24 protein-coding genes and 1 pseudogene are annotated in these 24549 nt (G+C 66.4%); 18 read left to right on the top strand and 7 right to left on the bottom strand.

The features are described 5' to 3' along the window. Positions 1–61 precede the first annotated feature (61 nt). Together guaA and E3T29_RS10050 are read left to right on the top strand one after the other, a co-directional pair. Positions 62–1609: a glutamine-hydrolyzing GMP synthase gene (guaA, locus tag E3T29_RS10055; RefSeq protein WP_241983034.1), complete on the top strand. Its 1548-nt coding sequence runs from the start codon at positions 62–64 to the stop codon at positions 1607–1609. 380 nt (positions 1610–1989) lie between these two features. Continuing rightward, a pseudogene (locus E3T29_RS10050) lies at positions 1990–2427 on the top strand (GNAT family N-acetyltransferase); the annotation flags it as partial. Between the two features lie 56 nt (positions 2428–2483). Here E3T29_RS10050 and E3T29_RS10045 read toward each other — a convergent pair. Continuing rightward, complete coding sequence (locus tag E3T29_RS10045) at positions 2484–3728, bottom strand: MFS transporter (protein WP_134345306.1); 1245 nt, start codon at positions 3726–3728, stop codon at positions 2484–2486. A gap of 121 nt (positions 3729–3849) precedes the next feature. Here E3T29_RS10045 and E3T29_RS10040 point away from each other — a divergent pair, with 121 nt between their 5' ends. Further along, a complete protein-coding gene (locus E3T29_RS10040; protein ID WP_134345305.1) occupies positions 3850–4323 on the top strand; it encodes a DUF1990 family protein in 474 nt (157 codons plus the stop codon). On the opposite strand, the gene E3T29_RS10035 is transcribed toward E3T29_RS10040, so the two are convergent. After that, entirely contained in the window at positions 4267–4821 is a 555-nt protein-coding gene (locus tag E3T29_RS10035) for a MarR family winged helix-turn-helix transcriptional regulator (RefSeq protein WP_134345304.1), read from the bottom strand. The two genes, E3T29_RS10040 and E3T29_RS10035, sit on opposite strands and share 57 nt — an antisense overlap. Before the next feature lie 44 nt (positions 4822–4865). Between E3T29_RS10035 and E3T29_RS10030 the strand changes: the two genes are divergently transcribed. Continuing rightward, entirely contained in the window at positions 4866–5780 is a 915-nt protein-coding gene (locus E3T29_RS10030) for a DMT family transporter (protein ID WP_134345303.1), read from the top strand. A 77-nt stretch (positions 5781–5857) separates the two neighbouring features. Here E3T29_RS10030 and E3T29_RS19655 read toward each other — a convergent pair whose 3' ends face one another. Next, positions 5858–6010: a hypothetical protein gene (locus E3T29_RS19655; RefSeq protein ID WP_158252815.1), complete on the bottom strand. Its 153-nt coding sequence runs from the start codon at positions 6008–6010 to the stop codon at positions 5858–5860. Between the two features lie 90 nt (positions 6011–6100). Further along, positions 6101–6919 (bottom strand): Bax inhibitor-1/YccA family protein, encoded by an 819-nt coding sequence (locus tag E3T29_RS10025; RefSeq protein ID WP_134345302.1) that lies wholly within the window; start codon positions 6917–6919, stop codon positions 6101–6103. Positions 6920–7117: 198 nt separating this feature from the next. Between E3T29_RS10025 and E3T29_RS10020 the strand changes: the two genes are divergently transcribed. The 6 genes from E3T29_RS10020 to E3T29_RS10000 all read left to right on the top strand — a co-directional run bounded on the left by E3T29_RS10020 (position 7118) and on the right by E3T29_RS10000 (position 13931). After that, entirely contained in the window at positions 7118–8179 is a 1062-nt protein-coding gene (locus E3T29_RS10020; protein ID WP_134345301.1) for a glycerophosphodiester phosphodiesterase family protein, read from the top strand. A gap of 56 nt (positions 8180–8235) precedes the next feature. Beyond that, positions 8236–10773 (top strand): ATP-dependent helicase, encoded by a 2538-nt coding sequence (locus tag E3T29_RS10015; RefSeq protein ID WP_104089527.1) that lies wholly within the window; start codon positions 8236–8238, stop codon positions 10771–10773. A gap of 70 nt (positions 10774–10843) precedes the next feature. Further along, positions 10844–10966, top strand: coding sequence for a hypothetical protein (locus tag E3T29_RS20475; RefSeq protein WP_255575192.1), 123 nt, complete (start codon positions 10844–10846; stop codon positions 10964–10966). Positions 10967–11031: 65 nt separating this feature from the next. Beyond that, positions 11032–12456, top strand: a complete 1425-nt coding sequence (locus E3T29_RS10010) for a ferric reductase-like transmembrane domain-containing protein (protein WP_241987753.1) — start codon at positions 11032–11034, stop codon at positions 12454–12456. Continuing rightward, positions 12453–13079, top strand: a complete 627-nt coding sequence (locus E3T29_RS20230; RefSeq protein WP_241987752.1) for an FMN-binding protein — start codon at positions 12453–12455, stop codon at positions 13077–13079. The genes E3T29_RS10010 and E3T29_RS20230 overlap by 4 nt, the downstream gene beginning before the upstream one ends. 9 nt (positions 13080–13088) lie before the next feature. Next, a complete protein-coding gene (locus E3T29_RS10000; protein ID WP_370449148.1) occupies positions 13089–13931 on the top strand; it encodes an FAD:protein FMN transferase in 843 nt (280 codons plus the stop codon). Positions 13932–14071: 140 nt separating this feature from the next. On the opposite strand, the gene E3T29_RS09995 is transcribed toward E3T29_RS10000, so the two are convergent. Continuing rightward, entirely contained in the window at positions 14072–14572 is a 501-nt protein-coding gene (locus E3T29_RS09995; RefSeq protein WP_134345300.1) for a MarR family winged helix-turn-helix transcriptional regulator, read from the bottom strand. A gap of 134 nt (positions 14573–14706) precedes the next feature. On the opposite strand from E3T29_RS09995, the gene E3T29_RS09990 reads away from it, so the two are divergent. Together E3T29_RS09990 and E3T29_RS09985 are read left to right on the top strand one after the other, a co-directional pair. Beyond that, positions 14707–15351: an NADPH-dependent F420 reductase gene (locus E3T29_RS09990; protein WP_134345299.1), complete on the top strand. Its 645-nt coding sequence runs from the start codon at positions 14707–14709 to the stop codon at positions 15349–15351. 66 nt (positions 15352–15417) lie between these two features. Continuing rightward, the gene (locus E3T29_RS09985) at positions 15418–16029 is read left to right on the top strand and encodes a DUF6518 family protein (RefSeq protein ID WP_134345298.1); all 612 of its coding nucleotides are present in this window, start codon (positions 15418–15420) and stop codon (positions 16027–16029) included. A 19-nt stretch (positions 16030–16048) separates the two neighbouring features. On the opposite strand, the gene E3T29_RS09980 is transcribed toward E3T29_RS09985, so the two are convergent. Both E3T29_RS09980 and E3T29_RS09975 read right to left on the bottom strand, forming a co-directional pair. Then, positions 16049–16459, bottom strand: a complete 411-nt coding sequence (locus tag E3T29_RS09980) for a DUF3054 domain-containing protein (RefSeq protein ID WP_092339328.1) — start codon at positions 16457–16459, stop codon at positions 16049–16051. 58 nt (positions 16460–16517) lie between these two features. Beyond that, a complete protein-coding gene (locus E3T29_RS09975) occupies positions 16518–17228 on the bottom strand; it encodes a VIT family protein (RefSeq protein ID WP_134345297.1) in 711 nt (236 codons plus the stop codon). Positions 17229–17480: 252 nt separating this feature from the next. On the opposite strand from E3T29_RS09975, the gene sucC reads away from it, so the two are divergent. The 6 genes from sucC (at position 17481) to E3T29_RS09945 (ending at position 24521) form a co-directional block, all read left to right on the top strand. After that, entirely contained in the window at positions 17481–18650 is a 1170-nt protein-coding gene (gene sucC, locus E3T29_RS09970) for an ADP-forming succinate--CoA ligase subunit beta (protein WP_092339324.1), read from the top strand. A 13-nt stretch (positions 18651–18663) separates the two neighbouring features. Continuing rightward, positions 18664–19551: a succinate--CoA ligase subunit alpha gene (gene sucD / locus E3T29_RS09965; RefSeq protein ID WP_134345296.1), complete on the top strand. Its 888-nt coding sequence runs from the start codon at positions 18664–18666 to the stop codon at positions 19549–19551. 237 nt (positions 19552–19788) lie between these two features. Continuing rightward, positions 19789–21036 (top strand): DUF6350 family protein, encoded by a 1248-nt coding sequence (locus E3T29_RS09960; protein ID WP_134345295.1) that lies wholly within the window; start codon positions 19789–19791, stop codon positions 21034–21036. A gap of 10 nt (positions 21037–21046) precedes the next feature. Continuing rightward, a complete protein-coding gene (purN, locus tag E3T29_RS09955) occupies positions 21047–21640 on the top strand; it encodes a phosphoribosylglycinamide formyltransferase (protein ID WP_104089806.1) in 594 nt (197 codons plus the stop codon). Next, positions 21637–23304 carry a bifunctional phosphoribosylaminoimidazolecarboxamide formyltransferase/IMP cyclohydrolase gene (purH, locus tag E3T29_RS09950; protein ID WP_134345294.1) on the top strand — a complete coding sequence of 556 codons (1668 nt, stop codon included), beginning with the start codon at positions 21637–21639 and terminating at the stop codon, positions 23302–23304. The genes purN and purH overlap by 4 nt, the downstream gene beginning before the upstream one ends. A 137-nt stretch (positions 23305–23441) precedes the next feature. Then, positions 23442–24521, top strand: a complete 1080-nt coding sequence (locus E3T29_RS09945; protein WP_134345293.1) for a Glu/Leu/Phe/Val dehydrogenase dimerization domain-containing protein — start codon at positions 23442–23444, stop codon at positions 24519–24521. Positions 24522–24549 lie beyond the last annotated feature (28 nt).

Below are 24549 nucleotides of genomic sequence, written 5' to 3'. Positions count from 1 at the left end.
GGATCCCTCACGCGCCGATTCAGCTGCGGTCGCCGACTCAGGCCTCGATCGCCCCGTTCTGGTGGTCGATTTCGGTGCGCAGTACGCGCAGCTGATCGCGAGGCGCGTGCGGGAGGCATCCGTTTATTCGGAAATCGTGCCGCACACGATTACCGCCGCCGAAGTTCTGGCCAAGAACCCGCGCGGAATCGTTCTCAGCGGCGGCCCGTCGAGCGTGTACGCCGATGGTGCGCCCGCGTTCGACGCCGCGATCTTCGAGCTCGGCGTGCCCGTACTCGGCATTTGCTACGGCTTCCAGGTGATGGCGACCGCTCTCGGCGGCACCGTCGCCCACACCGGTGCCCGCGAATACGGCTCGACCCCGGTCACCGTGAGCAACGGCGACAACGTGTTGCTGGCAAACCAGCCGGGCAACCAGACCGTGTGGATGAGCCACGGCGACTCGGTTGCCACGGCGCCGGAGGGCTTCACCGTGCTCGCCTCCTCGGTCTCGACCCCGGTCGCCGCGTTCGCCAACGACGCCAAGCGCCTCTACGGCGTGCAGTGGCACCCCGAGGTCAAGCACTCCGAAAACGGGCAGCACGTGCTCGAGAACTTTCTGCACCGCGCCGCCGGCATCAACCCCGACTGGAACAGCGGCAACGTCATTGCCGAGCAGGTCGCGAAGATTCGCGCCCAGGTCGGCACCGGCAAGGTCATCTGCGGCCTGTCCGGCGGAGTCGACTCCGCCGTCGCCGCCGCCCTCGTGCACAAAGCGATCGGCGACCAGCTGGTCTGCGTGTTCGTCGACCACGGCCTGCTGCGCCAGGACGAGCGCCGCCAGGTTGAGGAAGACTACGTCAAGGCCACGGGCATCCGCCTGGTCACCGTGGACGTGCGTGAGCAGTTCCTAGTGGCCCTCGAAGGTGTGAGCGACCCTGAGACCAAGCGCAAGATCATCGGCCGCGAATTCATTCGCACCTTCGAGCAGGCCCAGGCCGAACTCATCGAAGAAGCCAAGGAAATCGACGGCGACCCGATCCGCTTCCTCGTGCAGGGCACGCTCTACCCCGACGTCGTCGAATCCGGCGGCGGCAGTGGCACCGCCAACATCAAGAGCCACCACAACGTGGGCGGCCTGCCCGACGACCTCAAGTTCGAACTGGTCGAACCGCTGCGCACCCTGTTCAAAGACGAAGTGCGCGCGATCGGCGCCGAGCTTGGACTGCCGGCCGAAATCGTGCAGCGCCAGCCGTTTCCCGGCCCCGGCCTGGGAATTCGCATCGTCGGCTCGATCACCCAGGAACGCCTCGACCTGCTGCGTCAAGCGGATGCGATCGTTCGCTTCGAACTGACTGCCGCCGGCCTCGACCGCGAGATCTGGCAGTGCCCGGTCGTGCTGCTGGCCGATGTGCGCTCGGTGGGCGTGCAGGGCGACGGCCGCACCTACGGTCACCCGATCGTGTTGCGCCCGGTGTCTTCAGAGGATGCCATGACCGCCGACTGGACTCGCCTGCCCTACGACCTGCTCGCCAAGATTTCGAACCGCATCACCAACGAGGTCGACGGCGTGAACCGCGTCGTGCTCGACGTGACGAGCAAGCCGCCGGGAACCATCGAGTGGGAGTGATCGCGCAGTAAAAAGGGCCGGCTCGCGAGAGTCGGCCCTTTCTGTGTGCCCGGCGCCGGCATCCGCTCGTGGTCGCGCCCGAAACGGGTGCGCTCATACTCCTTCCACCGCGATGCGGTTGCCTTGGCAGAGCGGCGCGCAGTACAGTCGAATCATGTTCCGCTCCTGATTGTTCCGTGCTCTCGTGCATTCCGCGCGATTGAGCACCGAATTTTTCAACGATCAGGGACACGATGCTACAGATACGGGACTACCGCACTTCCGACGAACGAAGCTGGCTCACCTGCCGCTTGCTGAGTTTTTTTGACACCGATTACTATGACGACGTCAAAATTTGCAAGACAACATTTGCGAGTGATCGTGTGTAATTAGTTGCCTGCAGGGGCGATGTCGTCGTTGGACTGATCGACGTCGAGATCGACGGCGACACCGCGACGATCGACTCAATAGCCGTGCATCCGGATGCTCAACGCCACGGAATCGCCTCAAAGCTCCTGCGGCATGCCGTACAGCGGCTGCCGGAGCGAGTCACGTCGCTCGATGCCTGGACGCGAGAAACCGCGAGTGCAAACGACTGGTACACCTCGGCAGGATTCGCGGAGAACTATCGCTACCTGCACGTCTACAAGGAGTCAGCGAGCGGGGACGACGGATTTGAGTCTCCCGCTGGACTGTCCACACCCGTGCACGCCTTCATGCACGCGCGCTTCGAACTCGAGGATGAGCTTCGTCAGCGCTACTCCCGTGTATACGTCTGCCGCCAATATCTCTTGCGACTGCGGGCGCCAAGCCCCCGTTACCTTGTAGGTAGCCCTTGAAGCTTTGCTTCTGAAGGGTGTTGGCCTGTTAGGCCCGGCATGGTTATTGCCCCCAGTCATTGATGATCCGGGGGTGTTGTCACCGGGCCTACTGGCATTGGATGATCAGGGGCAGGATCGTGGGGGAGCACGATGACAGCCAGCACCGCACAACACACGAAGACTCCGCCACCGACGGCGATCGGCAGTGCAAGGCCAACCACAGCCAGCAGGCCGCCGAGCGCCGAACCGAGCGCCAGCCCGAGCAGGCTGAGCACGCGGGACGCCGCGTTTACCCGTCCGCGCAGGGCGTCGGGCACGAGTCGTTGCCGGAGGGAGGTGGCGCAGATTCCCCAGACCACGGCGTGCAGGATGTAGACCGCGAGAAGCACAGCGGCAACAACTCCGTTGGTGGCGATCGACAGCGCGAACAGTGCTGCCGCCGCCGTGACGAGGCTCGCAATAATCGTGCGCCGGTAGCCCATCGTGCCAACGACTCGTGCTGTCGAGAACGAACCGACCAATCCGCCGAGCGCTGAAACAGCCAGGATCACCCCGTAACCGAGGGCATCGAGGGCGAGGCGTTGCCCGGCGAACAGCACGAGGATCGAGAAGGGGAGCATGTAGCCCACACTGGCAAGCGCGCCGATCAGCGCCAGCCCGCCAACCGCGCGGTTGCCCGCGAGCCATCGCGCACCCTCGATCGCCTCGCGAAAAATGGGCTGGCGCAGGGTGAGGTCGGGGCTCGACCCATCGAGCCGCCGGATCGGCAGCGCCAGGGCGAGAATCCCGGCCGCAGCCCACAGCCCGCCCATGAGATATAGGGGAGCGGCGGTCAGGGCGGCAAACAGCAGTCCACCCAGCGGCGGTCCGGCGAACTCATCGGCGATCAGCTGCGCGGCTGAAATGCGACCATTGGCCCGATCCAGCTGCGTGACCGGTACGACCCCGGGCAACAGCGAAACGGATGCGTTGTCCGCCGCGCTCTCCAGCGTTCCGACGACCGCAAACGCCGCGTAGAGCAGCGGCAACGTTGCGAGGTCCAGCTGCACGGAGACGGCCAGGGCGAGTACCGCGAACCCACGGATGAGGTTCGCGCCAATCAGCAGCGTGCGCCGATCGACTCGATCGACCCATACCCCGATGGGCAGCGCGACCAGGAGCCGCACCAGGGCGTACGTCGTGGCCAGACCCGCGACCAACCGCGGATCGTCGGTGAGCGACGCCGCGAGAAGCGGCATCGAGATGAACGCGACTCCATCAGCGAGATTCGAGGACGCACTCGATGCCCACAGCGCTCGAAATGGGCGACCGAGCGACATAACCCGAGTCTACGCAGGGATTCACGCGGTGCGCTGCGGGCGAACCCCGGACTGAAACCGTCGCCGTTGCGATTGACTGGGCAGATGACCCACACCCTGAGGCTCGGCGCGAAGGAGAATCATGACCAGCCCTGAACTTCACGACTGGCCGGCGAGCGATCCGAAATTCCGGCGCTCGGAAGTGTCAGCGGTCGTGGGCAGCGGTGACGCGGTGTGGGAGCGCGCCGCCGGGGATGTGCTGCGCTGGCGGGTGAAGACGGCGAGCGGGTTTGCCGTGGATTCGGCGGCGCCGGTGTCGCCCGGCGACCGGGTACTCGTCACGGCACGCCTGATCGCGCTGACCGTCGTCGAACCGGTGGAGGTCGTTTCTGTCGTCGACGAGCCGAACCGGGTCGGGTTCGCCTATCGAACGCTGCCCGGGCATCCGGTCAGTGGCGAGGAGGCGTTCATCATGCACCGCCACGGCAACGAAGTGCATCTCACGGTGCGATCGCTGACGCGGGCGGCCCCGCAGCAGCCGTGGCGCGCCCTCTACCCACTACTTCGGGTCGCTCAACTCATCGTTCGCCGGCGCTACCTGCGTTCGCTGCGCTGATTCGTTCAGTCCGTGGGTTGCCGCAGCGTTGATCCTCTGCAGCAGCCCCACCAGAAGCGATTGCTCGTCGTCAGAAAGAATCGCGGTGATGGTTCGCTCGGTCTCGACGTGCGGGGCCAGGGCGGCGTCGATGAGCCGCTTACCGGCATCCGTCAGCGCGACCAGGGTACCGCGGCCATCGTCGGGGTTCGCCTCCCGGCTGACCAAACCTCGCGTCTGCAGTTTGTTCAGGCGCTGGGCCACCGCGCTCGTCGAGATCATCGCATCGCGGGCCAGTGCCGCCGGGGAGATCCGGTAGGGCGCACCGCTCCGCAGCAGCGTCGCGAGCACGTCGAAAGAGGATGCGTCCAGGCCGTACCGCGCAAAGGTCGCGGCCAGGCGGGACTCGACGGCCAGAGCGGTGCGACTCAAGCGGCCGATGACGGCCATCGGGGAGACATCCAGATCGGGCTTCTCGGTGCTCCACTGCTCGAGGATTCGATCGACCTGGTCTGTCATGGTTCCACACTATCAATTGCTAAGCACTTAGCTATAATAGCTAAGTGCTTAGCAATCGATTCCTTCTGTTGGCGACCACCGCCCTGGCTCCCGTTCTTTGGGGAACCACCTATCTGACGACGACGGCGTTGCTGCCCGCGGATCGGCCGCTGCTCGCGGCATTCCTGCGCGCGCTCCCCGCAGGGCTGCTGCTCCTGGTGCTCTGCCGCCGATTGCCGCGCGGCGAATGGTGGTGGAAGTCCTGGGTGCTCGGCGTGCTCAACATCGGGGCGTTCTTCGCGCTGCTCTTCATCGCGGCCTACCGGCTCCCTGGCGGAGTGGCCGCCATCGTCGGAGGCCTGCAGCCGCTCGTGGTCGCATTGCTCGCCAGTCGCGTGCTGCACGAGAGGATGACCGGACGCGTTCTGGCGAGCGGCGCGACCGGTGCCTTCGGCGTCAGCCTCATCGTGCTCCAATCGCAGGCGAGGCTTGACGCCATCGGGATCCTGGCCGCTGTCGGCGGCACGGTCTGCATGGCCTCGGGCATCGTGCTCTCCAAGAAGTGGGGGCAGCCGGCGCCGCTGCTGGCGACGACTTCGTGGCAGCTCATCGCGGGCGGGCTCAGCCTGCTGCCCGTTTTGCTCCTGCTCGAAGGCCTTCCGACCACGCCGTTGACCGTGGCCAACCTCGCCGGCTACGCGTACCTCGCTGTGGCCGGCACGGCATTTGCCTACGTCGCCTGGTTCCACGGCATTGCGCGCCTGCCCGCGAGCACCATCGCATTCCTCGGCCTGCTGAGCCCCGTCGTGGCCATCGTGCTCGGCTGGGCGATCGCCGGAGAGCACCTTGCCCCGATTCAGATCGCGGGAATCGTCATCGTGCTCGGCTCGATCGCGGCCGTCATCGTCGCCAGGACCCCGAAACGCGGTGTCTCCCTGCATCGACCCAGGTTTGCCCGTGGCCGCGCCCGAAACGGGTGACCGCTACGGTAACCGGCGTAGCGACTGCCGATATTGGGGGCGCACATGGGATGACCCCGGGGCGGGCATCCGTTTAGTCAGTCTTTGGGCGCTTTGAGGTAGCGGCGGATGGCGAGCACGACCACCCAGGCGAGCCCGAGGAGCACGATGCCGCTGCCGATGTAGCCGAACGTGGCGTTCACGCCGGTGGATTCGAGGGGAAGCAGCGCGTGCAGGTCAGTGAAACTCATTGCTTAAGCCAACCACAGTGTGGCGTGCGTGGGGTACGAAAAAGCGCCCCCGTTCCGAAATAACGAGGGCGCCTGATCAAGCGGATGCCGCTACTCGCGGGTGAGCACGAAGATGCGCAGCATTTCGACGTAGAGCCAGACGACGGTCATGATGATGCCGAACGCGCCGGTCCAGCCGTATTTGCGCGGCAGGCGGTTGTTGACGCCCTTCTGGATGAAGTCGAAGTCGAGCACGAGCGAGTACGCGGCCAGGAGCACAGCGAGCAGGCCGATGAGGATGCCGAGCTTGATGTCGAAGCCGAGAATGCTGATGCTCTGGCTGCGCATGCCGAAGGCCTGATCGCTGCCGCCAAAAATCATCATTCCCACGTTGATGAGCGAGAACGCGGCGTAGCCGATCATGGCGACCAGGAAGATCTTGGTGGCTTTCTTCGAGGCGCGGATCTTGCCGCTCTTGAACAGGGCGAGCGTGACACCGACGACTACGAGGGTGGCGAGAACCGCCTGCATCACGACGCCCCCGTAGAGGTCCTCGAAGACGCGCGAGATGCCGCCGACGAACAGGCCCTGGGCCCCGGCGAAGGCGAGAATGAGCGGAGCGGACGGCTCCTTCTTGAAGGTGTTGACCAGACCGAGCACGAAACCGGCGATGGCACCCAGAATGAACAGGAACGGGAGCACCGGGGTAGCAACCCAGGAGATCATTGCCGCGACGAGCAGCAGCGCGAAGCCGAGGCCGGTCTTGGTGATGGTGTCTTCGTAGGTCATGCGTTCGGTGTCCTGCGCACCGGCCGAGGGCCGGTTGTACATCGACTGCAGATCGTTGTCCGAGAGGGCCTGCGACGACGCCACTGCGCCGCGAGGGCCGAACGCCTCGTTGCGGGAGAAAGCGGGGTTGGAGGATGCCATGTGTTGCTGTACTCACAATCAGCTGGTGGAGTTTGGGTGCGCCTGGTGCGGCACGTACTCCACGGTACCCGAGAGCACATGCGAATGTGCAGGGGATCAGCCGATTTGCAGCATTGCAGGCGGTGGTTCGCACCCATTTCGCTGCGAGCGGATGCCGGCCCCCAGCATCCGTTCTGGCCCCGTTGTTAGCCTGAAACCATGCAACCGATCGTGATTGGCCACCGCGGGGCCAGCGGGCACCGGCCCGAGCACACCCGCAGCGCATTCGACCTCGCCTTCGGCCTCGGCGCCGACGCGGTCGAACCCGACCTCGTCGCCACCCGAGACGGGGTGCTGGTGATCCGCCACGAAAACGAGATCTCCGGCACAACGGATGTCGCCACCCGCGCCGAATTCTCCGCTCGCCGCACCGAGAAACACATCGACGGAACGCTCGTCACCGGCTGGTTCACCGAGGACTTCACCTGGGACGAACTGCGCACTCTGCGGGCCAGGGAACGACTGCCCGCCCTGCGGCAGGGCAACACCACCTTCGACGACCAACAGCCGATCCTGCGCCTGCGCGACCTGTTCGACCTGGTCGATGCCGCAGCCGAACACACCGACCGGGTGCTCGGTATCGTGGCCGAAATCAAGCACAGCAACTACTTCGCGAGCCTCGACCTGCCACTGCCCGAGCTGTTCGCTGCCGAGGTCTCCGCCGCAGGCTGGAACACCGACCGGCTCACCGTGGAGAGCTTCGAACCGAGCGTGCTCGCGCAGGTTCGGGCCCAGGGCGTGCGTGGCAAACGCATCTTTCTGCTCGAAGACCAGGGGCACCCGGCCGACCAACTCGCCGAGTACGGGGCCGGTGCGCTCAGCTACGCCGAGCACCTCACCGCTGGCGGGCTCTCGAGCCTGGCGGCGGGCCGCTCGGCCGGCGGCTCCCGCAGCAGCATGGGCTCGAGCACGGCCACGAGTGACATCGGGGTGGACGGCATCAGCGTTCCCAAGTCGCTCATCCTCAAAACGGATGACGCGGGTGACGTGATCGGGGCATCCGCTCTGGTCGATGATGCGCACGCCGCCGGACTGGAGGTCTACTGCTGGACTTTGCGCCCGGAGAACAAGTTTCTGGAGACAACCTTTCAGAGCGGCACCCGAAAGGCTGATTTCGGCCACTGGCAGTCCGAGTTTCGCCTGATTTTCGACTCGGGCGTCGACGGGGTGTTCGCCGACCACCCCGATCTGGCCGTGCACGTGCGCGACGAGCGGCGCTGACCCGTGGGCGTCATCCCGGCCTCGTGTCAGGGGCCTCGCCTACACTGGAAACCGACATGACCACACCTCTGAACGCGGAATCCGCACCCGTCACCACCGGCCGCTCGGCCACGCCGATCATTCTCGATTCCAATGGGTATGCAGGCCCGGGCGGTACGCAGCAGAGTCCCTTGCTTGACGGGCTCAACCCGCAGCAGAAAGAGGCCGTGGAATACCGCGGCCAGGCCTTGCTCATCATCGCTGGCGCCGGGTCGGGCAAGACCAGCGTGCTCACCCGTCGCGTCGCGAGCCTGCTCGAAACCCGCGATGCCTGGCCGAGCCAGATTCTCGCGATTACCTTTACCAATAAGGCCGCCGCCGAGATGCGCGAGCGGGTGCACGCCATCCTCGGGCAGGGCTCAGACGGCATGTGGATCAGCACCTTCCACTCCTCCTGCGTGCGCATCCTGCGCCGCGAAGCCGAAAAGATCGGCCTGTCCAGCACGTTCAGCATCTACGACTCGGCCGACACCAAGGTCACGCTCAAACGCATCATCAAGGGCCTCGACGCCGATACCTACGGATTCACGCCGGGGTCAGCGGGCGCCAAGATCTCCAAGCTCAAGAACGAGCTCGCCGATGCCGATTCCTATGCGCGCAACGCCAACATGAGTGACCCGCAGGAGGTCATGTTCGTCGAGATTTTTCGGCAGTACCAGGCCCGACTGCGCGCAGCGAGCGCGCTCGACTTCGACGACCTCATCGGCGAGACGGTCTACCTGTTCCGTGCTTTTCCCAAGGTCGCCGCGCTCTACCGGCGCCGTTTTCGGCACCTGCTGGTCGACGAATACCAGGACACCAACCACGCCCAGTACGCCCTCGTGCACGAGCTCACCCGACCGGTCACGCCCGAGCTCGCCCAGGAGATGGAAGACGACGGCGTGCACGTGCGCAACCTGCGCGACGCGTCCGGCGCCATCCCCGGGGCGTCACTCACCGTGGTCGGCGATTCCGACCAATCGATCTACGCCTTCCGTGGCGCCGACACCCGCAACATCAGCGGGTTCGAGCGGGACTACCCGGGCGCTAGGGTGATTCTGCTCGAGCAGAACTACCGGTCGACCCAGAATATTCTCTCGGCGGCGAACGCCGTGATCGGCCACAACTTCGACCGTACAGACAAGAAATTGTGGAGCGCCGGCGGCGACGGCGAGAAGATCGTCGGCTTCACCGCCTACTCCGGGCACGACGAAGCCCAGTTCGTCTCCGACGAAATCCAGGTGCTGCACGCGGCCGGCATGGCCTACCGAGACATGGCCGTGTTCTACCGCACCAACGCCCAGACCCGAGCGCTCGAAGAAATCCTGGTGCGCTCCGCGACCCCCTACCGGGTGGTCGGCGGCACCAAGTTCTACGAGCGGGCCGAGATCAAGGACGCCCTGGCCTACCTCATCGCCGTCGCCAACCCGGTCGACGAACTCGCCCTGCGCCGCATCCTCAACACCCCGAAGCGCGGCATCGGCCCGGCCACCGAAACCGGTCTGTCGAGCTTCGCCGACGACAACGAACTCACCTTTCGGCAGGCCATGCGCAATTCCGCCGCGCTCGGCCTCGGCCCCAAGGTGACCGGCGCCATCCTCAAACTTGCCGAACTGCTCGATGCCGCCGCGCTCATGCTGGTACCGACCTCGGTCACCGACGACGGCGTGCCGGTCGGCGGTGCCAACGTCTCCGAAGTGCTCGAATTTCTGTTGAACGGCAGCGGGCTGCTCGCCGGCTTACGAAACAGTCGCGATCCGCAAGACGAGGTGCGCGCCGAGAACATCGAAGAGCTCGTGGCCCAGACCAAGGACTTCAACAAGGAGAACCCCGACGGCGGTCTCGTCGACTTTCTCACCCAGGTGTCACTCGTGGCCGCCGCCGACGACCTCGACGATGCCTCGGGAACCGTATCCCTGATGACCCTGCACACCGCGAAGGGCCTCGAATACGAGGCAGTGTTCCTCACCGGAGTGGAAGAGGGGCTGCTTCCGCACCAGATGTCGGCGAACGAGCCCGGCGGCCCGGCCGAGGAACGGCGCCTGTTCTACGTGGGCATCACCCGCGCCCGCAAACGGCTTTACCTCTCCCTCGCCATGACCCGCGCTCAGTTCGGCGACATCAACGTGGCCATGCCGAGTCGATACCTACAGGAGATTCCGGCCGACCTGATCGACTGGAAGCAGTCGCCGGGCATGGCCAATTCCCGTGGTGGCACCCAGCCGCGAGCCCTCAATGCGCGACGCGACGGTGGCTTCGGTGGGTTCGGTAATTCACTGGGCACCGGCTCGAACGATGGTTACGGCGGGCGCAGCAGCTACGGCACCAGCAAACAACCGGTCGGGCTGCCGCCCGGCAAGCCGAAGACGGAGTGGGCGAACAAGATCACCGGAACGGTGCGCGACAACGGTGGCCTCGAGCTTCAGGCGGGTGACCGCATTCGCCACCACGACTTCGGCGAGGGCCGGGTCAACCAGGTCACCGGCGAAGGTACCAAGCGCATCGCGCACGTGCAGTTCGACACTGCGGGCGCCAAAAAGCTGTTGATCAAGATCGCCCCGATCGAAAAGATCTAGCGAGCACCCCGTTCAACCCGCGCCAGGGCCGGAACCGGGCCAGCCCGAATCCCTGCGCCAGCCCGAATCCTTGAGGCAGTGGGCGCTCAACCTGCGCTCCTTCCAGTTCGAGGTCGCTCGACTGGGCAGCGTCTTCGCCCTGGTGATCGTGCTGCTCGCGCGGGCGCGGGTCCGGCTGAAAAACAGGCATTGACGACACACAGACTGTTCACAGGTTATCGATAGCTGTTCGATGGCCCCCCGGTCGATGCTCTACTCATGAGCCTCGACACGCGCACCAACCGAACCGGCCAGGCGCCCACACGCCGCACCCGTACGGCGTTGCAGCACCCCGCGTACCAGAAGCGGATGCGCCTCGCCGACAGCCTGCAGATTCTCTGCGTGGCGTCGGTCGCCATCGTCATCGCCATCTTTCTCGCCGACGGGGGAGCAGCCAAGTTCTCCGCTCCGGCCGACGCTTTCACCTCGCTCGGAATCGTCGCCGGACTGGTCGGAACCGACCTGCTGCTCGTGATGCTCGTGCTGGCCGCGCGGCTGCCCCCGATCGACCGCGCTTTCGGACACGACCAGGCCATGGCCGTGCACCAGTCGCTCGGCAAGCCCGCCCTCTATCTCATCCTCGGCCACGCGGCGCTGCTCATCACCGGCTATGCCCTCGCCGAAAACGTGAACGTGTTCGTCGAGGTCTGGAACATGTTCACGACCCTGCCCGACATGCCGCTCGCCTTCCTCGGCCTCGCGCTCATGCTCGGTGTCGTGATCACCTCGCTCGTGGTCGTGCGCCGTAAGTTTCGCTACGAGGCCTGGCACGCCGTACACCTGCTCGCCTACCTCTCGGTGCTGGTCGCCATCCCGCACCAGCTGAGCGTCGGCAACCTGCTCAGCGAGGGGGCCATTGCCCGCTATTACTGGCTCGCCCTCTACGTGGCGGTCGCCGGCTCCATCATCGTGTTTCGCTTTCTGCTTCCGGTCTCCCGGTCATTGCGTCATCAGCTGATCGTCGACCGCATCGACGCCGTCGCTCCGGGCGTGGTCTCCATCACACTGACCGGCCGGCAGCTGGACAAACTCCGGGCGACCTCCGGGCAGTTCTTCGTCTGGCGGTTCTGGTCCCACGGACTCTGGTGGCAGGCGCACCCCTTCTCCCTGTCGTCAGCGCCGAGCGAGCGCGGACTGCGCATCACGGTGCGCGGTCTCGGCGATGCCTCGCAGCAGCTTCCCCAGCTGAAGCGCGGCACCCGAGTGAGCTTCGAAGGCCCGTACGGGCTCTTCACCGAGAACGCTCGCACGTCGCCCCGCGTCGTCTTGATCGCCGCCGGCATCGGCGTCGCCCCCATCCGCTCGCTGCTGGAAACGGTATCGTTCGCGCCGGGCAACGCCACCGTGCTGCTGCGCTCGCACAGCCTCGGCGATACTTACCTGGTCGACGAGCTGACCGACCTGTGCCGGGTGCGCGGCGCTGAACTGCGCATCATCGCCGGCAAACGTCCCAAGGGCGTGAGCACCTGGCTGCCAGCGGATGCCGCCCGCGCCGGCATCACCCTGCGCAAGATCGTGCCCGAACTGCTCCACTGCGATATCTACATCTGCGGTCCCCGCCCGTGGACCGACGCCGTTGTGCGAGACGCCCGCGCCGGCGGGGTCCCCAAGAAGCAGATCCACTACGAAAGGTTTGACTGGTGAGAGCACGTGCCGTAGCACTGGCCGCACTGGCCTCCGTCTCGATCGTCGGCATCGGCTGGCAGCTCGGCTCGCAGGCTATCGACGCCTCGCAGAGCCTGACCGCAGCCACCGGTACCGGCGCAGCTGCCGCCGCCGCCTCGGCCGCAACGGATGCCGCCGCCCAGGCCGCGGCGACCGCGAAAGCGGCCGCCGACGCTGCGGCCACCGCCCAAGCCCAGGCCGATGCCGCCAACACCGCTGCCTCGACGAAGGCAGCAACGGATGCGGCGGCAGCAGCAACAGCCGCGGCCGACGCAGCTGCCAACGCGGCCGCGGCTGCAGCCACCGCGGCGACCGCATCGTCGCAATCGGGAACCTTCACCGGCTCGGTCGTCGCCACCCAGTTCGGCAACATGCAGGTGTCCGTGACGATCGCCAACGGGGCGATCACCGAGGTCACTCCGCTGCAGCTGACCAACCGTGGCGGCCGATCGGTTGCCATCAGCAACCAGGCCGCGCCGATCTTGCGCTCCGAGGTGCTCGCGGCCCAATCCGCGAGCGTGCAAAACGTGAGTGGCGCCACCTATACGACCCAGGGCTACCTGCGGTCGCTGCAGTCGGCCCTCGATACGGCCGGGTTCTAGGTGCCTGCCGTGCGCCGCGACTCTGAGCGGATGCCCGCGCTCACCTTTGCAACGATGGGCACCGTCGTCAGTTTGCGACTCGGCGATTTCGCTGCCGATACCGCTGCCGGTGACCTGGTCGAGACAGTGTTTCGGCGCTGGGATCAGCAATTCAGCCTCTACCGAGACGACTCGGAGCTGTCTCGGGTCGCGCGCGGGGACATCCGTTTGACCGACGCGAGTGAGACCCTGCGCAACTGTTACGCCCTCGCGCTGGACTGGCGGGATCGCACCCGGGGCGTATTCACTCCGCATCGTGCGGATGGCGTGATCGACCTGTCCGGGGTGGTCAAGGCGCTCGCCATCGCCGAAGCCGGGGCGGCCCTGATCGCGAGCGGCTTCGCCGACTGGTCGATCAACGCCGGCGGTGACGTGCTGGTCAGTGGTCAGCCGGGCGAACGATTTGAGGCGTGGGAGTCCGCCGACAGTGCGATGCCGACCGGGCATCGAGTGGCGGCGCCGGCCGCGGCGACCGAGCACCTCGAATGGGTCGTGGCGATCGTCAATCCATTCGATCGGGGTGACGTGATTGCGAGCGTGCCGCTGCGGCATCCGCTTCGAGCCGTGGCCACCTCGGGCAGCGCGGAACGCGGCGAGCACATCTGGACGGCGTTGAACGGTGAGCCGTCGCCGTTTCGCCAGGTGAGCGTTTTTGCCGCCGATATCGTCACGGCCGACGTGCTCGCGACGGCGATCGTGGCTGGCGGCGAGGCGACGTTGAACGAAATGACCGAGCGCTTTCCCATCGATGTTCTCGCCGTGTTGCGTGACGGCCAGTTGCTCGCGACGCCGGGGCTGCGCCGGGCCGAATAGGTCATTTCAGACTGCCCGGACAGTTTGTACCTGGCGCTTGATCGACCGCAGCTTCGACCTCGATCTGGATCCAGACGCCTACGCCGATCTCGACTTCGACAACGACGACCGGTACTGATCAGCTGACCGGTCGTGCTTGGTCAGTCGTGATCGAGCAGGCGGTGGTCGGGGTCGAGGGTGCCGAGCAGTCGACCGCAGATCTCGCTGAGCTGGCCGACCTGGCGGGCGGTGAGCGGGTCGAACACCACGGTGCGCACCTCATCGACGTGGCCGGGAGCGCTGGCGACGACCTTCTGCCAGCCCGTTTCGGTGAGGCGGGCCAGGGAGGCGCGGGCATCCGCTTGCGAGGCACAGCGGGTGAGGTAGCCCTGCGTTTCCAGGCGGGTGAGCACGTGTGAGAGCCGGGAGAGTGAGGCGTTGGTGCGTGAGGCGAGTTCACTGAGCGGCAACGAGTGTTCGTCGTTCTCGGAGATCATGGCGAGCACGTAGTACTCGAAGTGGCTGAGGCCGGCGTCACGTTTCAGCTCGGACTCCAGGCGGGCCGGGAGCAGCATCGTGACCGCCATCAGGCGCAGCCAGGCGATGCGCTCGTCCTCGGTGAGCCAGCGCGGCTCCGGGGTGCGTTGGGGCGGGGAAGTCATAACAGACAATCTACCAGTTGACTTGACGTTTCAACTAAAAAGCCCTAGGTTTTAGTTGTTGCTTCAAGTAAGTAACGATCCACATCGTGAACACGACCAACAGGCCTCACCCCCCCAATAGAAAGAGAATTCCCATGACTGACATCGTTATCATCGGCAGCGGCAACATGGCTCGCGGCATCGGAACCCGTGCAGTGGCGGCCGGCCGCAGCGTGCAGATTCTCGGACAGGACCTGGCCAAGGCGGCGGCGCTCGCTGCCGAACTCGGGGCATTCGTGACCAGCGGCCCGGTCGACTTCGCTGCTGTCGACGGCGACATCGTCGTGCTCGCCGTTCCCTACGATGCGGCCCGCGCCCTTGTGACCGGCTATGGGGCCGCACTCGCCGGCAAGACCGTGATCGACATCACCAACCCGGTCGACTTCACGACCTTCGACTCCCTCACCGTCGCCCCCGGCACCTCAGCGGCCGAAGAACTCGCCAAGCTCGCCGCCGACGGCGTCAACATCGTCAAGGCCTTCAACACGACCTTCGCCGGCACGCTCGTCACCGGGTCGGTCTCCGGCCAGCCGCTCGACGTGTTCGTCGCGAGTGACTCCGACTCGGCCAAAGCCGCCGTCGAGTCGTTCGTCACCGACGCCGGACTCAACCCCATCGATGTCGGCCCGCTGCGTCGCGCCCGCGAGCTCGAGGGCTTCCAGCTGCTCATCATGACCCTGCAGGTCAACCCGGCACACGCCTCGTACAACTGGAACACCGGCCTCAAGGTGCTCGCCTAGGCGCAGATCCGGCTGGGCGCCGCCCGCCCGCCCAGGAGGCGGCGTGCAACACCCTAGGCTCGCAGCATGACCCTGACCGACGAACGGATGCGTCGGCCAGCGACGCTCGCCCGCAGTCTGCTCGTGGCGGTCGGCGCCGGGATCGCGACCGGGCTGCTGGCCCGCGCGCTGTATGCAGTGCTGCCGGAGCCGTGGACCACGCTCGCCAACACCAGCGCGCTGTGGGGCCTGCTTCCGTTCACCGTTGCAGCGCTGACCCGAACCCGCGGGTCGCGCGCGATCCTGCTTGGCGTGACCGCGCTGGCGGCGATGGTCGCAACCTGGGCCGTGCTCGGCCCGGAGTCGCAGCCACCCCGCGTGCTCGTGCTGTGGGGGATCGTCGCCATCGGCGCCGGCGCGCTGTGTGGGCTGGCGGGTGACCTGGCCGGTCGACGGCATCCGATCGCGCACCGATTGGGTTTGGCCGTGATGAGCGGGCTCGTCCTCGGCGAGGCGTTCTACGGCGCGCTGCTGATCGGCGGCCCGCAGTGGTGGGGCGAGGGCGCCCTGGGCCTGCTCCTGGCTCTCGGCGGAGGTCGCCGCTGGCCAGACCGGGCAGTGGCGCTCGCGCTGGCCGCTCTGATGGCGGCCAGCCTGTTCGGCGTCTACCTGCTCTTTGACGCAATCGCCGCCGGCTAGAACCGTTGCGGCCGACAGACTAGGCGGGGGTCGGCATCCGCTGGCGAGAGGCGCGCTGCACGAGCGCGGCGATGGCCCGCCAGCCGAGCAGGAACACGCCGAGCACAATAGTCGTGACGATCGCGAAACTGAGCTGCACGCCCTGGCCGCTGGCCAGGCGCAGCAGCAGGCCGCCGGCCACGGTGGCGATCCAGATGCCGATGCCGGTCCAGACGATCGTGCGTGGGTGACGCCAGGCACGCAGCACCAGCCAGCCGATGATCAGACCGCCGAGGAACGGCCAGTAGGTCACGCCGATGCCGGCCAGGCTTTCGCCGTGGCTGAGACGGCCGATCGCGGCGAAGGCCAGAACGAGGACCGCGTCGAGCACGCCAGCGGTGCGGATTGATGATCGAGGAATGGGGCCAGCCCCGATGTGCAGTGATGCCATATTTTCAGCCTATCCACGCGATGAGGGCGTAACCCGGAGTTGCCTGTGAGCCATCGTCTTAGATGCCGCCGCCGATCAGCGCACCGATGACATAGGTCACCGCGAGGGCGAGAATGCCGCCGATGACGATGCGGGCGATGGCGCGCGGCTTGGGGCTGTTGCCGAGGTGGGCGCTGAGCCAGCCGGTAATGACGAGGGCCACCAGCACAGCAAAGAAAGTGGCTCCGATGCGCCACTCGGCCGGTGGCAGCAGCACGGCGAGCAGGGGCAGTGCAGCGCCGACGGTGAATGCGATAGCGGATGCGTACGCCGCGTGCCAGGGATTCGACACATCCTGCTCGGTGATGTGCAGCTCGACTTCGAGGTGCGCGGCGAGGGCGTCATGCTTGGTGAGCTCGATTGCCACCTGTTGGGCGGTCTGGCTGGAGAGCCCCTTGGCCTCGTAGAATCCGGCCAGTTCGGCGAGTTCCTCGTCGGGCTCGTTCTCGAGTTCCCAGGTTTCTTTGGCGATGAGGGCGCGTTCGGAGTCGCGCTGGCTGCTCACCGACACATACTCGCCGAGGGCCATCGAAATCGCGCCGGCGAGCAGGCTCGCGACACCGGCGATGAGAATCACATTGGAATCGGTGGTCGCGGCGGCGACTCCGACGACGAGGGCGGCGACGGAGACGATGCCGTCGTTCGCGCCCAGAACACCGGCGCGCAGCCAGTTCAGCCGGGAGGCGAGCCCGGCGGCGTGCGGTTCCACCGCTTGAGCAAGATCAGTCATAGCACTAGATAAGCACTCGGTGGCGGCGTCGTCCAGCAAGGTGTGGCTAGCCTTCGCGCTGGCATTTTGTGGCGGCCCAGCGCCGTTTCGGGCGCCTATGGTGTGCGCCGTGACGTTCAATTCACGCGATAGAGTTTTCGAGGGCCAGTATGTCTTGATGTCGAGCTAATTTACGGCCGGACTGCTGTTACCAACAACCTCATATATCTTCACCGGCGGTGTGATCGCCAAGACGCGGATTGGAAGAGCAGCGTGGATCTTTACGAGTACCAAGCGAGAGACCTCTTTGAGGAATATGGTGTGCCGGTTCTGCCGGGCATCATCGCGGACACCCCCGCCGAAGTACGTGCAGCGGCCGAGAAGCTCGGTGGCGTTGTCGTCGTCAAGGCACAGGTCAAGGTTGGCGGCCGCGGCAAGGCCGGCGGCGTCAAGGTAGCTAAGACTCCGGATGACGCCGAGGCCGCCGGTCGCGACATTTTGGGCCTGGACATCAAGGGCCACACCGTTCACCGCGTCATGGTGGCCGGCGGCGCCCGCATCAAGGCGGAGTTCTACTTCTCCGTGCTGCTGGACCGGTCCAACCGGTCCTACCTGTCGCTCGCCAGCTACGAGGGTGGCGTGGAGATCGAAGTTCTCGCTGTCGAGAAGCCCGAAGCGCTCGCCTACACGGCCGTCGACCCGATGGTCGGCATCGACCTCGCCGTTGCGAAGCAGATCGCGATCGACGCCAAGTTCCCGGCCGACCTCGTCGACAAGGTCGCTCCGGTCTTCGTCAAGCTGTACAACGTATTCAAGGGTGAAGACGCGACCCTGGTCGAGGTCAACCCGCTCGTCCTCACCGAAGAGGGCGACATCATCGCGCTCGACGGCAAGGTCACGATCGACGAGAACGCCGACTTCCGTCACCCCAAGCATGCCCTCCTCGAGGATGCCGCTGCGGCTGACCCGCTCGAAGCCAAGGCCAAGGCTGCCGGCCTCAACTATGTGAAGCTCGACGGTGAAGTCGGCATCATCGGCAACGGCGCTGGACTGGTCATGAGTACCCTCGACGTCGTCGCATACGCCGGCGAGAACTTCGGCAGCGTCAAGCCGGCCAACTTCCTCGACATCGGGGGCGGAGCATCCGCTGAGGTCATGGCCGCCGGCCTCGACGTCATTCTCGGTGATCCGCAGGTCAAGAGCGTGTTCGTCAACGTCTTCGGCGGTATCACAGCGTGTGACGCCGTCGCCAAGGGCATCGTGGGCGCGCTCGCCGAGCTCGGTTCGAGCGCCAACAAGCCGCTCGTGGTGCGCCTCGACGGCAACAACGTCGAGGAGGGTCGTCGCATCCTCTCCGAGGCGAACCACCCGCTCGTAACACTGGCCGCCACCATGGACGAGGGCGCCGCCAAGGCCGCCGAACTCGCCCACGCAGCGAAGTAAGGGACAACTCAGAATGTCAATCTTCCTCAACAAGGACTCCAAGGTCATCGTTCAGGGCATCACCGGAGGTGAGGGCTCCAAGCACACCGCCCTCATGCTCAAGGCCGGTACCCATGTCGTCGGTGGCGTCAACGCTCGCAAGGCCGGCAGCGTTGTCGTGCACGGCGACGTTGAACTCCCCGTCTTCGGCACCGTCAAAGAAGCCATCGAGAAGACCGGCGCCGACGTCTCCATCGTCTTCGTACCGCCGGTGTTCACCAAGGACGCCGTCATCGAAGCGATCGACGCCGAGATTCCGCTGCTCGTCATCATCACCGAGGGTGTTCCGGTGCAGGACTCGGCCGAGTTCTGGGCCTACGCCATCAAAAAGGGCAACAAGACCCGCATCATCGGCCCGAACTGCCCCGGCATCATCACGCCCGGTGAGGCACTCGTCGGCATCACGCCGGCGAACATCACCGTCAAGGGCCCGGTCGGACTCGTCTCCAAGTCGGGAACGCTGACCTACCAGATGATGTACGAACTGCGCGACCTGGGCTTCTCCACCGCGATCGGCATCGGTGGCGACCCCATCATCGGCACCACGCACATCGATGCGCTCGAAGCCTTCGAGAACGACCCGGAGACCAAGGCGATCGTCATGATCGGTGAAATCGGCGGCGACGCTGAAGAGAAGGCCGCCGAGTACATCAAGGCGCACGTCACGAAGCCGGTCATCGGCTACGTGGCCGGTTTCACCGCCCCCGAGGGTAAGACCATGGGCCACGCCGGCGCCATCGTCTCCGACGGAGCCGGAACCGCCCAGGGCAAGAAGGAGGCCCTCGAGGCCGCCGGAGTCAAGGTCGGCAAGACGCCGAGCGAGGCTGCCACCCTGCTGCGCGAGGCACTCGCCGCACTGTAGATCGCTTCAATGAGGGGCTCGCCGGAACGTCGGCGGGCCCCTCTTCCGCGCGTGGCGTTCCAATCTGCGGATATTTCAGCGGAGGCCCGAGGCGGGCCGCGCGACGACGCGGCGGTTCGCGCGCGCCCGAGCCGCGACGGCAGAATATCCGCAGTTATGAACGGAGGCCGGGGTAGAAGCTCAGCGTGGGCGCGTGCTGGTGAGCATTGTCGGCCCGGCGATATAGGCTCGCAACGGATGAACCGCATAACGACCGCCCTGCTCGCCGCTCTCGAGGCTCTACTTGTTGTCGCCATTGGTATCGGCATTGCCATGGTGCCGCTCACCGTACTCTGGGCCGCCCATTTCGGCTTGTCGGTGGAATGGTTCGTGTTCTGGCGGGCGGCCGCCGATATCTGGCTGCTCGGCAACGGCGTCGACCTCACGGTGCAACTCGGCCCCGACGTCGCCGCAGCCCTCGGCCTGGCCGGCGCCGACACTCCCTTCCTCATCTCGGTCGTGCCGCTCGGTTTCGCCATCCTGAGCGTGCTCATGGGCGTGCACACCGGCCGTCGCGCGGCCGAAACCCCGCACCGCTGGACCGGCGTCGGCGTGGCCGTCGGCACGTATGCCATTCTGGCCGCGCTCGTGACCCTGTCCGCCGTGTCGAAAACGGTGGCACCCAACCAACTGCAGGGGCTGCTGCTGCCGACGCTCGTCTACGCTGCCGGAGTTCTGGTGGGGGCCGAACTGGGGCGGCGCAAGGCTGCGGGGGCCGTGGAGGGTCTGGACCGTGTGAGTCGCGGCATCCGCTCGTGGTACCAGCGCATGCCGCACACCACTCGCACCGTCATCGAGGGCGCCCTGCGCGGCGGAACCGCCGCCGCCGCCGGCGTTCTCATCGTTTCGGCCGTGGCCGTGACCGCGCTCATCGCCCTCAACTACGCCACCATCATCGGGCTCTACGAGGCGGTTCAGGCCGGCGTTTTCGGTGGCGCCACCATCACCCTGGCGCAGCTCGCGCTCATTCCCAACCTGGTGATCTGGGCCGCCGCCTGGTTCGTCGGGCCCGGCATCGCGCTCGGCGTCGGTACCACCGTCTCGCCGATCGGCACCGTGGTTGGCACCCTGCCCGGTCTGCCGCTGTTCGGTGCGCTGCCGCAGGGTACTCCGGCCTACGGCTTTCTCGGGCTGCTCGTGCCCGTGCTCCTGGGCTTTATCCTCGCCGTCGTGACCCGGCAATTCCTTGACCGTCGGGGAGCGCCAGAGCGCACCAGCCTCGAGCACGTGCTCACCGGACTGGGCATGGGCGTCGTCGGCGGGACGCTCCTCGGCTTGCTGGCCTGGTGGTCGGCGGGCGCCATGGGCCCCGGTCGCCTCGCCCTGGTCGGGCCAAATCCGCTGCTGGTCGGCGCCCTCGCGGCAGCCGAAATCGGCGTTGCAGCGGCCCTCGGCATGCTGGCCGGCCGCGTTCGGCTCCCCTCGGTGCGTGCCGCCAAACGGTAAGCTCAAGACCGTGCTGTCTATTGTCGTGTTGATCTCCGGCGGAGGATCGAATCTGCGAGCCCTGCTGGAGGCGTCAGAAGACGCCGAGTTTCCCGCCAGAATCGTGGCGATCGGCGCCGACCGTGACGCCGACGGCCTCGAACTCGGCGTCGAATTCGGCATCCCGGCCTTCTCCGTTCCCTTCTCGTCGTTTCCCGACCGCGCCGCCTGGGGCGACGAACTACTTTCGCAAATTCAGCAGTGGCAGCCCGACCTGGTCGTGCTCAGCGGCATGATGCGCCTGCTGCCGCCGCGCGTGGTCGCCGCGCTGTCGCCGAACCTGATCAACACGCATCCGGCCTACCTCCCCGAATTTCCGGGCGCACACGCGGTGCGTGACGCTCTCGCTGCCGGGGCCGTGCAGACCGGTGCGAGCATCATCGTGGTCGACAACGGTGTCGACGAGGGCCCCATCCTCGTGCAGGAACGCGTCGACGTGCTGCCAGGCGATACCGAAACTTCCCTGCAGAATCGCATCAAGATCGTCGAGCGGCGCCTGCTCATCCAGGCCGTGCTCGACATCGCCAACGGACACATGAACCTCAAGGAGAACTCCAACGCATGAGTGGACACACCAACGCGCCCAGCTCGTACCGTAACCGCGACCAGATCGTAATCGAGCGCGCACTCATCTCCGTGAGCGACAAGTCCGGTCTGGTCGAGCTCGCCGCAGCCCTGAAAGCGGATGGTGTCGAAATCGTCTCCACCGGTTCGACGGCGGCCACCATTCGCGCAGCGGGCTACGACGTAACCGATGTCGCGGAGGTCACCGGCTTTCCGGAGTCCCTCGACGGCCGGGTCAAGACCCTGCACCCCGGCGTGCACGCCGGCATCCTCGCCGACCTGCGGCTCGAAACGCACGAAGCTCAGCTCACAGAGCTCGGCATCAAGGCGTTCCAGCTCGTCGTCGTCAACCTGTACCCCTTCGTCGAGACCGCCCTGAGCGGCGCAGAGCCGGCCGATGTGATCGAGCAGGTCGACATCGGTGGGCCGGCATTGGTGCGGGCATCCGCTAAAAACCACGCGAACGTGGCCATCGTTGTCGACCCGGCCAACTACGGCGAGATCATCGCCGCCGTGGCGGATGGTGGCTCGACCCTCAAACTGCGCCAGAAGCTCGCCTCGCTCGCCTTCGAGCACACCGCCGACTACGACCTCAGCGTCTCGGCGTGGTTCACCGAGAACGTCTACGACCAGTGGCAGGACGACACCGAGGCGCTGGGCGAAGACGTCACGTTCTCCACCATCGACGACGACGACGAAGAGGAATCCACCTTTCCCGCCGGCCTCGGTATCGAGGTCACCCGCGACGCCATTCTGCGCTACGGCGAGAACTCGCACCAGGCTGCCGCGCTCTACGTGGGCGAAGGCGGCCGGGGCATCGCCCAGGCCAAGCAGCTGCACGGCAAGGAAATGTCCTACAACAATTATGTCGACGCGGATGCCGCGGTGCGCGCCGCCTTCGACTTCAGTGAGCCTGCCGTCGCCATCGTCAAGCACGCCAATCCGTGTGGCATCGCCATTGCCAAGCCCAATGCACCGGATGCCATCGCCTCCGCGCACCTGCGCGCGCACGCCTGCGACCCGATCTCCGCGTTCGGCGGCGTGATCGCCGCGAACCGCGTCGTCACCCTCGGCATGGCCGAAACCATCAGCGAAATCTTCACCGAGGTGCTCGTCGCCCCCGGTTTCGAACCCGCCGCGGTGGAACTGCTCACCAAGAAGAAGAACATCCGCCTGCTCGAACTGCCGGCCGACTACGAGCGTTCCTCGCTCGAACTGCACCAGATTTCCGGCGGCCTGCTCGTGCAGGAGACCGACAGCTTTGAGGGCTTCAGCTCGGCCGGCTGGACTCTCGTGGCCGGCCCCGAAGTGGATGCTGCCACCCGCGCCGACCTGGAATTCGCGTGGAAGTCCTGCCGTTCCGTGAAGTCGAACGCGATTCTGCTGGCGCACGCCGGGGCATCCGTCGGTGTGGGAATGGGCCAGGTCAACCGGGTCGACTCCTGTCACCTCGCTGTGAGCCGGGCCGGCGAACGCGCCGAGGGAACGGTCGCTGCGTCGGACGCGTTTTTCCCTTTCGCTGACGGGCTCGAAGTTCTGCTCGACGCCGGCATCGCGGCGGTCGTGCAGCCCGGTGGATCGGTGCGCGACCCCGAGGTCATCGCCGCGGCCACCGCGGCCGGTGTCTCGATGTACTTCACCGGGGAGCGTCACTTCTTCCACTAGAACAAACGCGAGAAGCACCGCGCGATATTGACTCGGGGGTGCTTTTTGCATGCCTGGGCCGGTTATCCTGTTCGAGGCGGTGCCACACACCGGCTCCGCCGCATTCGGCCCACAAGGCCCGAGACAACGGAGTTTCCATGACCCTCACGCATCCAGCCGCCGCCCTCGACTCCCTCGCGCAGACAACACTGTCCCACGAGAAAGTGCTGATCACGACCGGGGAACGCTCCGGACTGCTGATCACGGTGGCCGTTCATTCCACCCGCCTCGGCCAGGCGCTCGGCGGCGCCCGCCTCTGGCAGTACGCGAGTTGGACCGACGCGGTCGCCGACGCCCTGCGACTCTCCGGCGCCATGACCCTCAAGAACGCGGCCGCCGGTCTGAACCTTGGCGGCGGCAAATCGGTGATCTACCTGCCGCTCGGCACCGTACTCACCGACGCCCAGAAACGCCTGGCCATGCTCGACCTCGGCGACGCCATCGAAAGCCTGAACGGTGCCTACATGACCGCCGAAGACGTGGGCACGAGCGCCGAACTCATGGCCATCGTCGCCGAACGCACGAGCCACGTCTGCGGACTGCCCGCCGCGAGCGGCGGAGTCGGCGAACCAGCCGATGCCACAGCGGCCGGAGTTTACTCGAGCATCGAATCCACCCTGGAGGCCCTGTTCGGCAGCCGCGAGGTGCCGGGCCGCCACCTCGTCATCTCCGGACTCGGCCAGGTCGGCGGACGCCTCGCGCGGGCACTCGCCGCAGCCGGCGCCACCCTCACCGTGACCGACATCAACCCCGACAAGCGTGCCCTAGCCGACGAACTTGGAGCCAGCTGGGTGTCCGTCGCCGACGCCCACCGAGTACACGCCGACCTGTTCGTGCCGTGCGGCCTCGGCGGCGTGCTGAGCGCATCCGTCATCGCGGAGCTGAACGTGCTCGGCGTCTGCGGCGCCGCCAACAACCAGCTTGCGACACCGGCCGGGGCGGCCCAGCTGGATGCGCGAGGCATCCTCTGGGCACCGGATTTCGTCGTCAACGCCGGCGGGGTCGTCTACCTCGCCATGGCGAGCGAACCGAACGCCGACCTCGCGCAGATCACCGCGCGTGTCGCGGGCATCGGCTCCGTGCTCACCCAGATCTTCACGGATGCCCGCGCCAACGAGATCACGACGCTCGCCGCCGCCGAGATGCTCGCCGCGGCGCGGCTGGGCGCCGCCCGGTAGCCCGTTTGCTCGCCCTGGCGCGCCCGCT

The organism is Cryobacterium sp. TMT1-66-1 (assembly GCF_004403435.1).
GTDB lineage: Bacteria > Actinomycetota > Actinomycetes > Actinomycetales > Microbacteriaceae > Cryobacterium > Cryobacterium flavum.
Note: the sequence above shows the minus strand (reverse complement) of the source record. Positions and strands in the feature narration are given on the sequence as shown.

Excerpts from the sequence above, each read along its gene's own strand:
- purH (WP_134345294.1), top strand. The coding sequence starts at position 21,637 with ATGAGTGGACACACCAACGCGCCCAGCTCGTACCGTAACCGCGACCAG.
- E3T29_RS09945 (WP_134345293.1), top strand. The coding sequence starts at position 23,442 with ATGACCCTCACGCATCCAGCCGCCGCCCTCGACTCCCTCGCGCAGACA.
- E3T29_RS09975 (WP_134345297.1), bottom strand. The coding sequence starts at position 17,228 with ATGACTGATCTTGCTCAAGCGGTGGAACCGCACGCCGCCGGGCTCGCC.
- E3T29_RS10045 (WP_134345306.1), bottom strand. The coding sequence starts at position 3,728 with ATGTCGCTCGGTCGCCCATTTCGAGCGCTGTGGGCATCGAGTGCGTCC.
- E3T29_RS19655 (WP_158252815.1), bottom strand. The coding sequence starts at position 6,010 with ATGAGTTTCACTGACCTGCACGCGCTGCTTCCCCTCGAATCCACCGGC.
- E3T29_RS10040 (WP_134345305.1), top strand. The coding sequence starts at position 3,850 with ATGACCAGCCCTGAACTTCACGACTGGCCGGCGAGCGATCCGAAATTC.
- E3T29_RS10025 (WP_134345302.1), bottom strand. The coding sequence starts at position 6,919 with ATGGCATCCTCCAACCCCGCTTTCTCCCGCAACGAGGCGTTCGGCCCT.
- E3T29_RS10010 (WP_241987753.1), top strand. The coding sequence starts at position 11,032 with ATGAGCCTCGACACGCGCACCAACCGAACCGGCCAGGCGCCCACACGC.
- E3T29_RS09980 (WP_092339328.1), bottom strand. The coding sequence starts at position 16,459 with ATGGCATCACTGCACATCGGGGCTGGCCCCATTCCTCGATCATCAATC.
- E3T29_RS10020 (WP_134345301.1), top strand. The coding sequence starts at position 7,118 with ATGCAACCGATCGTGATTGGCCACCGCGGGGCCAGCGGGCACCGGCCC.
- sucD (WP_134345296.1), top strand. The coding sequence starts at position 18,664 with ATGTCAATCTTCCTCAACAAGGACTCCAAGGTCATCGTTCAGGGCATC.
- E3T29_RS09995 (WP_134345300.1), bottom strand. The coding sequence starts at position 14,572 with ATGACTTCCCCGCCCCAACGCACCCCGGAGCCGCGCTGGCTCACCGAG.
- E3T29_RS09960 (WP_134345295.1), top strand. The coding sequence starts at position 19,789 with ATGAACCGCATAACGACCGCCCTGCTCGCCGCTCTCGAGGCTCTACTT.
- E3T29_RS09985 (WP_134345298.1), top strand. The coding sequence starts at position 15,418 with ATGACCCTGACCGACGAACGGATGCGTCGGCCAGCGACGCTCGCCCGC.
- E3T29_RS09990 (WP_134345299.1), top strand. The coding sequence starts at position 14,707 with ATGACTGACATCGTTATCATCGGCAGCGGCAACATGGCTCGCGGCATC.
- E3T29_RS10035 (WP_134345304.1), bottom strand. The coding sequence starts at position 4,821 with ATGACAGACCAGGTCGATCGAATCCTCGAGCAGTGGAGCACCGAGAAG.
- E3T29_RS10015 (WP_104089527.1), top strand. The coding sequence starts at position 8,236 with ATGACCACACCTCTGAACGCGGAATCCGCACCCGTCACCACCGGCCGC.